The sequence below is a fragment of the Motilimonas sp. 1_MG-2023 genome (assembly GCF_030547455.1).
In the GTDB taxonomy this organism is placed as follows: domain Bacteria; phylum Pseudomonadota; class Gammaproteobacteria; order Enterobacterales; family CBDFNC01; genus Motilimonas.
In genome coordinates this window covers 73,084-82,072 of the sequence record NZ_JAUOPX010000020.1, presented here as the reverse complement: position 1 = coordinate 82,072, position 8,989 = coordinate 73,084, and the positions used below count along the sequence as shown (strand labels likewise).

Annotated in this window: 4 protein-coding genes; 3 read left to right on the top strand and 1 reads right to left on the bottom strand. The window is 43.9% G+C overall.

Going from position 1 to position 8,989, the window contains the following annotated elements; all coding sequences use genetic code 11:
* Positions 1 to 389 precede the first annotated feature (389 nt).
* Positions 390 to 641: a hypothetical protein gene (locus Q4519_RS12140; RefSeq protein ID WP_232802852.1), complete on the bottom strand. Its 252-nt coding sequence runs from the start codon at positions 639 to 641 to the stop codon at positions 390 to 392.
* A 392-nt stretch (positions 642 to 1,033) separates the two neighbouring features.
* Between Q4519_RS12140 and Q4519_RS12135 the strand changes: the two genes are divergently transcribed.
* The 3 genes from Q4519_RS12135 (at position 1,034) to Q4519_RS12125 (ending at position 8,988) form a co-directional block, all read left to right on the top strand.
* Positions 1,034 to 1,642, top strand: a complete 609-nt coding sequence (locus Q4519_RS12135; protein WP_232802851.1) for an OB-fold-containig protein — start codon at positions 1,034 to 1,036, stop codon at positions 1,640 to 1,642.
* A gap of 19 nt (positions 1,643 to 1,661) precedes the next feature.
* Positions 1,662 to 3,890 (top strand): hypothetical protein, encoded by a 2,229-nt coding sequence (locus Q4519_RS12130; protein WP_232802850.1) that lies wholly within the window; start codon positions 1,662 to 1,664, stop codon positions 3,888 to 3,890.
* Between the two features lie 76 nt (positions 3,891 to 3,966).
* Positions 3,967 to 8,988 carry a DNA repair ATPase gene (locus tag Q4519_RS12125; protein ID WP_303512528.1) on the top strand — a complete coding sequence of 1,674 codons (5,022 nt, stop codon included), beginning with the start codon at positions 3,967 to 3,969 and terminating at the stop codon, positions 8,986 to 8,988.
* Position 8,989: the final 1 nt, after the last annotated feature.

Below are 8,989 nucleotides of genomic sequence, written 5' to 3'. Positions count from 1 at the left end.
AATAAACCACCCGACCAATAACAACAAAAAAAAGCCCAACGCAAGGTTGGGCAAAGGGCATTATTTGAGTATAAGCACAATAACCCCCCCCGATTAATAACGACAAAAAAAAGCCCAACGCAAGGTTGGGCAAAGGGCATTATTTGAGTATAAGCACAATAAACCACCCGACCAATAACAACAAAAAAAAGCCCAACACAAGGTTGGGCAAAGGGCATTATTTGAGTATAAGCACAATAAACCACCCGATTAATAACGACAAAAAAAGCCCAACGCAAGGTTGGGCAAAGGGATGGTGACAAGCACAATAGAAACACAATTTACGGATGGAACAAGTGGAACATGGAACACATTAAAACTAAAACACTCAATACACACTGCACAATTAACTAGAGAGGGTTAATAACCTTCTCACCATTACTCCAGCTTTCAGCTTGATGATGCTGCCGATTTTTCATCACCATTGCGGCAATAAATAAACCGACCCCTATCACTAGCTGCAGCGCCAACAGTATAAAAAGAAGTGGCAGTGCTAACAGAAAAAATGACACGAGAATAAACGCTCGTAGCACTGCCGGAAAACCATTAACAGGTGCATTAGCTCCTGCTTGTGAACGAATAGTTTGAAAATAAGACTTCATATTGCTCCCTTTTATCTTTTGCTAATCTGACTTCTAGCTGTAAATTAATCAATAACATTGAGCAATTAACAAAGAGCGAACTAACAATAAAACAAGGTAACTGCCTAAAACTTGTGGCTATCATATAACCCCATTGGTAAACATCCGGTGTTTAGAAGATTAACTTTCGTTAATTAGAGTTTATTGAGTTTACTTGACTATTTTTTCAGGCCCGATTCTAAAAAGTGATGACGCAAAAATGAGTCATAGATCGAGGTTAACCCAAGATGGCAAAAAATAGTCAAACACATAATTGCGCTGGCTTTTTAATACTGATATAAACAAGCGTTTAATATTGCCTTGATAATCAAATAACAATAAAAATGCTAATCATTAGGTAGGAAATAGACACAATGAGCATGTTTTTCAATCTTGCATTTAGTTTGCCAACTGCCATTTATACCGGCTTTGTTATTTTGTTTACCTTATATTGGTTAGCCACCATGATAGGCATGACCGAAATTGAAATGCTTGATATTGACGTCGACGACTCATTTTTAGACATGACTGGCATACTGGCCAAGCTAAAATTGGATGGCGTGCCTGCCACCATTGCATTGTCATTACTATTTTATTTTTCGTGGATAGTTAGCATGATAATGCAAAATCAAATGAATCAATGGGAGCTTCCTTTACTCGCTCAATTGGGAGTTGGCTTGGCAGTAATGCTCATTAGCCTTCTGCTCGGCGACCTCATTGCCTGCCAATGTGTAAAGCCCTTAAGGAAAGTTTTTCGCGATCAAGAAGTCTTAAGCAAAAAAGATCTTGTTGGTCAAACCGCGGTAATCCGCAGCAACACAGTGACCGATACCTTTGGTGAAGCCAATTTTAACAATGGCGCAGCCGGTATCATTATAAAAATAAGAGCACAACAACCTAACCAACTTAATCGTGGCGATACTGTTTTGTTGGTGGAATACCAAGCAGAGCAAGACATTTACCACGTAACCCCTCATTCGTAATTATTTTTAGGGACAAAATATGTTAGACATAACAACTATTCTGATCATTGTTGGCATTGCATTCATCGGCCTACTGGCCATGGCAATGCTTGTTAAAGCCTTCTACATTAAGGTGCCACAAGGTACTGCACTGATTGTTAACACCACTCAAGCCGTGCCAAAGGTTCGCTTCACTGGAGCCTTAGTCATTCCAGTTATCCACAAAATGGAAAAAATGCGCATCTCATTAATTACCTTAGAAATTGACCGTCGCGGTAAAGACGGCCTAATTTGTTTGGATAATATGCGCGCCGACATCACAGTTGCATTCTATTTGCGTGTAAATGAAACCGCTGAAGACGTTTTGAAAGTGGCTAAATCGATTGGCGCCGATCGCGCCTCAGATAAAGATGCCGTAAATGATCTATTTAATGCCAAATTCTCTGAAGCGCTAAAAAGCGTGGGTAAAAAGATGGAGTTTTTACAACTATTTGAAGAGCGAGCATTTTTCCGCGATGAAATAGTAAAAACCATCGGCAATGACTTAAACGGTTACGCCCTTGAAGACGTGGCAATCGACTATCTGGAACAAACGCCAAAATCGGCATTGGATCCAAACAACATCATGGACTCTGAAGGTATTCGTAAAATCACAGAAGTGACTTCAAGAGAAAATGTAAAAACCAACGAATTTATTCGCGATGAAGAGCGTGCGATTAAGAAGAAAAACGTTGAAACCATCGAGCACTTGCTATCACTAGATCGCCAAGAAAAAGAAGCCCGTGCGAAACAAGAGCGCGAAGTAGCTAACATTCAAGCGCGTGAACAATCAGAACAAATGCGTGTTAGCGAGGAAGAGCGCTTAAAAGCGGAATCAGCTCGCATTACAACAGAACAAGAAATTTCTATTCAAGAAGAAAACAAGCTACGTGAAATTGAAGTAGCACAACAAAACCGCGAACGCGCCATTGGCGTTGAGCAAGAACGGGTACAACGCGCGAAAGACCTAGAAGTCGTTTCTCGTGAACGAGAAGTAGCGCTGCAAACCATTGAGAAAGAACGCGCTCTAGAAGTTGAGAAAAAAGAAATCGCTAACGTGGTTCGTGAGCGCATTGCGGTAGAAAAAACCGTGGCGGAAGAAGAAGAGCGAATCAAAGAAGTTCGTGAAGTTTCAGAGGCCGATCGTAATCGCCAAGTGGTGATCCTAAATGCTGAAGCCGAAGCACAAGAAGAGCTTGTTAAACAAGTGAAACAAGCTGAAGCAGATGAAATCAAAGCGAAACACGAAGCGCAAAAAATCATCACCATGGCCCAAGCTGATCTGGAAGCATCAGCGAAAAATGCTGATGCAATGAAGAAACTTGCAGAAGGCATTGAGGCTGAGCAATCAGCACCAGGTCTAGCAGAAGCACGGGTGAAAGAAGCCCTTGCCGATGCCCTAGAAAAAGAAGGCTTAGCGAAGGCGAGAATTGAACAAGAAACCTTAATTGCTAAAGCACAAGGTGATGAGCAAATTGGCCTATCTAAAGCCCGCGTACTAGAAGCGAACGCCAGCGCGAAAGAAAAAGATGGTCTAGCAGAAGCGAAGGTTCTGGCTGAGAAACTCACCGCTCAAGCCCAAGGTGATAAAGATATCGGCCTTTCACAAGCGGCGGTACTGGCAGAGAAACTGTCTGCTCAAGCTAAAGGTGATAAAGACATTGGCTTGGCTAAAGCCCTTGCTTCACGCGAATTGGGTACAGCTGAAGCTGACGTATTAGCAATGAAACTGTCTGCTCAAGCCAAAGGTGATAAAGAACAAGGTATGGCCGAAGCCGACGTGCTTAGCGCGAAATTCCACGCCGAAGCACAAGGCTTGGTTGAGAAGTTCAGCGCCATGGCTACGATGTCAAAAGATGCACGTGAGCATGAAGAGTTCCGTATGCAGCTAGAGAAAGACTTCGAGCAAGCAATGGAAGCGATTTCGGTTAACAAAGACATTGCCGTACAACAAGCGAATGTACTGTCTTCTGCTCTTGAAAAAGCCAACATTGATATTGTTGGTGGTCAAGGTGACTACTTTAACTCACTCAGCAAAGCGCTTACGGTAGGCAAATCTATCAACGGCTTAGTGGGTAAAAGCCCATCGGTAGCCGCGCTACTAAACAAATTCATTGGTAATGAAGAAACTGCGCAACAGCCAGCGAAAGACTCATCTGATGTACTAGGTGGCTTATTGAACGAAAAAACCAAAGCGAAAAAACCGACAACAGAGTCCACTGAAGCATAACGTTTAACCACGTCATTGTTTACAAACCGGCTCGATTGAGCCGGTTTTTACACCTAGTATTTGAAAAGGATGCATGATGTCGGATCAAACTGTTGCAGAAAATGAACAAGATTTAGCCGCCGTCGCCCAAGGCGGAGCTTACCAAGTTATTCGAGCGCGCCTTAATCAGCAAGGCGCAGAGCTTGAACAAAAAACCCAGCAACTCAACCAAGCACGCCTAGAAGAATTTGGCCGTGAAGACATGCATGTGCTGGGGCGAGTCAGAGTCAGAACCGAAAATAACTGCCAAGCACGTGATATCGTGTGTGCGGGCGATTACCTGTTATTTGGCTACAACGTTTTTATCGGCCTGAAACAAGAAATTAAAATTTCGGATGTATTTGGCCTGTATAAATTAAATCAAACCGAAGCTGGTTATGAGATGCATGCCGAACCCATGGCTGGCAGTTTCTTAGATAACGGACGCTTTGAGCAAGATTTCACCGAGCTTTACACCTATTACAAAGAAGCCCGTCTACTGCGCCTGGCGGTGCGTGATGGCAAGTTACTGGCCAGTTTTCAAATTGGTTTAAAGCTGTCTGACGTACGAGTATTCCGTTGGAGTATTAGCAGCGATGGCCAAACCATCGAGTATATTGATAATCGCGGCGAACGCGATCTTCTCCCTCCTAATCAATATGATTTTGAATGGCGTGAGTGTACTCGTGAAAATGAAGTGGCGGGACGCTTCCCGCACATGAATATTTTAGACACCTTGTTTGTGGAAACCACCCAAGGTGACTTAACCATCAAGATCGAAAACAACACTAATTCAGGCCTTGGTATTTACGCCGAAGATGTGGTTGATGATAACCAATCACTGGATGATGCGCGCTTTTGCTATGCCGAAGTTGGTTCATTGATCTTATTGAAAATATTGCCCTATCGCGAAGAAACTTGGCGTTATTTAGTTTACAACCGCAATACCGAAACCGTGGTACGCATTGATAATATTGGCCACGCCTGCATTCAGCTACCTGAAAACCACGGCATTATTTTCCCCGGTGGTTATTATTTACAAAATGGCGAATACAAAACCTTTGATGATGACATCACTGGTCTTGAATATAAGCGAACCATCAAAAGCCCCAATGGCGAAGATGTGCTGTATGTATTTTATGAACCCGTTGAAGGTAAAGTCGCCTTATACTCTTACAATCTGATCAATAAATCATTGGAAAACCCACTATTCGGCCACGGCTACGCCGCCCTCGCCGATGGTCGTGTGGTACTGTTTTATGCTGAAGACGAGCCAACACGCGTGCACCCAATGCAAATTTGGCAAACGCCTTATTGCAGTGATTTTTACGCCAGCACTCAACCCAGTAAGCAAAGCTTTTTTGGCAAAATAGGTAATGCTGAATTAGTCCGCGGTATTTCTGAGCTATTTAGTACAGTGAAAGCCATTAATAACCAAGCGGTGTCTATTAAGCTTTATGGCGAGCTAATCAAAAATGTTAACCGCATGTTTGATAGCTATCACTGGATGAACGCCCCCCAAGTAAACGGAATTGATCCGTTACTACGACAAATATCAGAAACGTCCGAGCTGGTTTTGGATGAGTTTGAAAAAGTTGAAACCATCCGTCAGCAAGCGCAACAAGCGCTACAACAAGCCCAGCAAAAGCAAGCTCGCATTATTAGCGCGTTAACACCTGACTCTTGGCAAACACCTGAGCTGTTTGTTGGCGGATTAGATTCACTACGCAAACAAAAAGGGCATTTACTAACCATTAAATCCATGCGCTACATGGATGAGCAAAAAATTGCCGAGATGGGCACAAAGCTCGAGCAAGAAGAAGCGAAGTTAAGCCAAAAGACCGTTGATTTCTTGGCTAAAGACGCCTCATTAGCACCTTATAACGATAAATTAGATCAACTTAATCACGAGTTAGAGAGTGTCGTTTCCGTCGCCGAGCTTGAGCCAGTTGCCGAAAAACTGGAGTTAATGGCTTCAGGGCTCGATTTACTGTCCGAGTTAATGGCAACCTTGAAAGTTAACGATGCCACGGTGCGCACCCGCATCATCGACACCATTTCAGAAATTTATGGCCGTTTAAATCAAACTAAAGCCAGCGCTAAGCATAAAAAAAGCAGCTTAGGCAGTGCCGAATCCTTAGCGCAATTTTCAGCGCAATTTAAGCTATTTAGCCAAAGTATTACCAACGCTTTAGGCTTAGCTAATACCCCAGAAAAAGCCGATGAACAATTGTCTCGTTTACTGGTGCAGTTAGAAGAGCTGGAAAGCCAGTTTAGTGAGCAAGAAGAGTTTCTCACCGATATTCTGACCAAACGTGAAGAGGTTATCGAAAGCTTTGAAGCGCACCGCCAGCGTATGGTGGAAACCCGCCAACGCAAAGCCAGCTCCCTAAAAGATGCTGCCGAGCGAATTCTGGCCAGTATTACACGCCGAGTACAAAAATTTACCGAGCTTGACGAGCTTAATACTTTTTTTGCTTCCGATGCCTTAGCGCTTAAGATTTATGATTTAGTATCCCAGCTTAGAGATCTCGATGATTCGGTCAAAGCCGATGATGTTGAAGCCAAATTTAAAAATAGCAAAGATCAAGCCGTACGCTCATTACGCGATAAGTCGGAAATATTTGAGGACGGTGGTAACGTTATCAAATTGGGGCCGCGTCATAAGTTTACCGTAAACACTCAAGAGTTAGACCTCACCTTATTACCAAAAGACGACAAACTGGTGTTTCACTTAACCGGCACCGACTACTTTGACGTTGCTGATGATCAAGCACTAAACCGCCTTAAACCCTTTTGGCCACAAGAAATTGAATCAGAAACCGCCGATGTTTATCGCGCCGAATACCTCGTTAAGCAAATTTTAGATGCTGCTGAGCGCAACGAAAATGGGCTAACGTTAGAAGCCCTAAGATTGGCACAAACCGATGAGCAACAACTTAGCCAGCTGGTTAAAGATTTTGCCGCACCGCGCTATAAAGAGGGTTACGAGCGGGGTATTCATGATCATGATGCGAGTTTGATCTTGGCGCAATTATTACCGGCTCTAACTGGTGCAGATGTGCTCAAGTATCCACCACTCAGCCGTGGTTTTGCCGCGATTTATTGGGCCAACAACCAACAAGAGCCGCAGCAACAAACTTGGGTTGAGCGCGCTAAATCAGCGCTGCGCATGGAAGCCTTGTTTGGCTCCAGCGATGCCAAGCAACTACTTGAGCGTGAAATAAAACAAGCGCAGCAAGCATTTGCTCAGCAGTTTGAATTACCGGTTGATGACACCGCGATTGACTTAGCTTCGCGCTATTTAGTGCAAGAGCTCGCCAAAGAGCCTGTGGTTTTCTCCAGTAGCAAATACGCCACCCATCTAGCAGATGAGCTGAAACGCGCCATGGATACGGCATCGTGGAACTCTTATCAGCACACCTTAGAGAAACTCAAAGGACAAATAGGACAACGCTGGGCACTCACCCAAGCTTGGTTACAAGCCTTAGTCAGCAACAAGAAAATGCAGCCATACCAAGGCTACATCCCGGAAGCTATTGCCCTCATCAATGGTGAAGGTAGAGTTAGCCGTCGCGTATTAGATATCAATCTTGATTTCACGGTTAGCGGCTTAATGGGACAACATACGCGGATCAAAGATCGCAGCTTAAACTTATCACTTGATAACTTTTTGCAGCGCCTTGAGCACCATCAGCAGGTTGTCTTGCCCGGTTATAATGAATTTTTACAAGTACGCAGCCAGGTAACGCAAAATCAGAAAGCACAATTACGCCTTTCTGAATTTAAAGCGCGTCCGTTGTCTTCTTTTGTTCGCAACAAACTGATCAACGACGCTTACCTACCTATTATTGGTGATAACCTCGCCAAGCAAATGGGCACTGTGGGCGACACCAAGCGTACCGACTTGATGGGCTTATTAATGCTCATTTCACCGCCGGGTTACGGTAAAACCACCTTGATGGAGTACATTGCCAGTCGCTTAGGCTTGATCTTTATGAAGATCAACTGTCCATCAATTGGTCATGAAGTTGACTCTCTCGACCCTGCACAAGCACCGAACGCGACGGCAAAAGCAGAGCTGATTAAACTTAACTTAGGTCTAGAAATGGGTAGCAACGTGATGCTGTATCTTGATGATATTCAGCACACCAACCCAGAGTTCCTACAAAAGTTCATTTCGCTGTGTGATGGTACTCGCCGTATTGAAGGTATCTGGCAAGGAAAACCGAAAACCTATGATTTACGCGGTAAAAAATTCTGCGTCATCATGGCAGGTAACCCTTACACCGAATCAGGTGAAGCATTCCAAATTCCAGACATGCTGGCTAACCGCGCCGATATTTATAACCTAGGCGATATTTTAGGTGGCATGGACGAAGCATTTGCTTTGAGTTACTTGGAAAATGCCATGACCTCAAACCCAGTACTGGCACCGTTGGCTACGCGTTCACAGCAAGATATTTATAAACTAGTGAACATGGCCCAAGGCAACCAAGTCGATAGCAGTGAGCTAGAGCACGGTTACAGTGGCGCTGAGCTCAATGAAATCACTGGCGTATTGGCCAAGTTGCTACGTATTCAAGAAGTTGTTTTGTCGGTAAACCAAAGTTATATCGCCTCTGCTGCGCAAGCTGATAAATACCGCCAAGAGCCACCGTTCAAGTTACAAGGTAGTTACCGTAACATGAATAAAATGGCGGAAAAGGTCTCATCGGTGATGAATGACAATGAACTGATGCAACTGATTGAAGACCACTATTTAGGCGAAGCGCAAATGCTCGCCGCAGGAGCCGAAGAAAACTTACTTAAATTAGCCGAGTTACGTGGCAACATGACTGCCGAGCAAGTTCAACGCTGGCAGCAAATAAAAGCCGATTTTATTAAACATAAAACCTTAGGCGGTGATGGCGACATGACTCTCAAAGCGGTATCGCAATTACTTGATATTAATGCCAACTTAACCGGCATTAACGATACCTTAAGTCAAACTCGCTATCGCTTTAAGCGTACCACCACTGAAACAGGTAAAACTCAGGTGAGTATTAGCAAAAAGCCCAAACACGAACAAGGTAAATAAG

Coding starts and splice junctions, on each gene's coding strand:
- Q4519_RS12135 (WP_232802851.1), top strand. CDS start 1,034: ATGAGCATGTTTTTCAATCTTGCATTTAGTTTGCCAACTGCCATTTAT.
- Q4519_RS12140 (WP_232802852.1), bottom strand. CDS start 641: ATGAAGTCTTATTTTCAAACTATTCGTTCACAAGCAGGAGCTAATGCA.
- Q4519_RS12130 (WP_232802850.1), top strand. CDS start 1,662: ATGTTAGACATAACAACTATTCTGATCATTGTTGGCATTGCATTCATC.
- Q4519_RS12125 (WP_303512528.1), top strand. CDS start 3,967: ATGTCGGATCAAACTGTTGCAGAAAATGAACAAGATTTAGCCGCCGTC.